The sequence below is a fragment of the Actinoallomurus acaciae genome, assembly GCF_042429965.1.
Classification (GTDB): domain Bacteria; phylum Actinomycetota; class Actinomycetes; order Streptosporangiales; family Streptosporangiaceae; genus Actinoallomurus; species Actinoallomurus acaciae.
In genome coordinates this window covers 1-1,149 of the sequence record NZ_JBHLZP010001083.1, presented here as the reverse complement: position 1 = coordinate 1,149, position 1,149 = coordinate 1, and the positions used below count along the sequence as shown (strand labels likewise).

Here is a 1,149-nt window from a genome sequence, read left to right as displayed (position 1 = left end):
CCCGACCGGCGCGCGAACTCACCGGCCCGCGCGTAGCAGGAACGCGCTCCGGCGGCGTCGCCGGCGCGCCCCAGCCCCTCGGCCCGCAGGCACAGCAGGTCGGCCATGTCCTCGGCGGCGTCGAGCCGGTGGACCAGCTCGAACGCCTCATCGGCCAGTGCCAGCGACCGGCGGTCGTCACCGCGCCAGGCCACCAGGCGGGCCAGCGCGGACAGGATCCCGGCCAGTCCCCAGCGGTCGCCGACCGCCCGGAAGCCCTCGGCGCCCGCCGTGAACTCGGCCTCGGCGCCGTCGACGTCGCCGCGGAAGAGCAGGATGTACCCCCAGCCGAGGTGACGGAGCGCCAGTGACCACGGGTCGTGGCTCATCAGGCGTTCCTGCAGCTCGACGTTTGCCGCGGAGGGCCCGATGCCGAGCGCCCACATCACGGTCACCACCGGGCGCAGCGGTCGGCGCTCACCGGCGGCCAGGCGGCTCGCGATCAGCGCGTCGACGGACGGCTGGAGGTCGCGTACCCGGGAGTCGCGGGAGCCGCCGATGACGGCGGTCAGGATGGCGAAGAGGTACTCCTCCTCGAGCCCGGCCGGCGGCTCGGGTCCGATGACGTCGAGCAGTTCGAGGGCGATCGGCACTCCCTCGCTGCGCAGTCCGCGCAGCCACCAGTACGACCCCACGGCCGTGAGCAGGCGCAGCGCCAGAGACGGGTCGGCGTGCACGGCCCACCGCAGCGCCGCCATGAGGTTGCCGTGCTCGGCGTCGAGCCGGACCAGCCAGTCCACCTGCTCGGTACGGCGCAGGTACGGCTCCGCGGTCTCGGCCAGGTCGAGGAAGTACGCGGCGTGCGCCGCGTGCGTCGACTCGTCCTCGCCGGCCTCGGCGAGCCGCCCGGCGCAGAACACCCGGATCGTGTCGAGCATGCGGTAGCGGCCGCCGGCGTCCTCGACGAGCGACTTGTCCACGAGGTCGGCGAGCAGATCGTCGACGTCCTCGGCGGGCAGGCCGCACACGCGCGCGGCGGCGGCGGGCGTCGCGCCGCAGGCGAAGACCGTCAGCCGCCGCGCCAGGGTCCGTTCGTCCTCGCCCAGCAGGTCCCAGCTCCAGTCGACGACCGCGCGCAGCGTCCGGTGCCGGGGCGCCTTCGTACGGTCG

General features: G+C 75.0%; 1 protein-coding gene. It reads right to left on the bottom strand.

Annotated features, from left to right (window positions below; translation table 11 throughout):
* Positions 1-1,149 (bottom strand): ATP-binding protein (locus ACFFNX_RS50660; protein WP_446678574.1); only part of this gene is annotated, 1,149 nt, incomplete at both ends.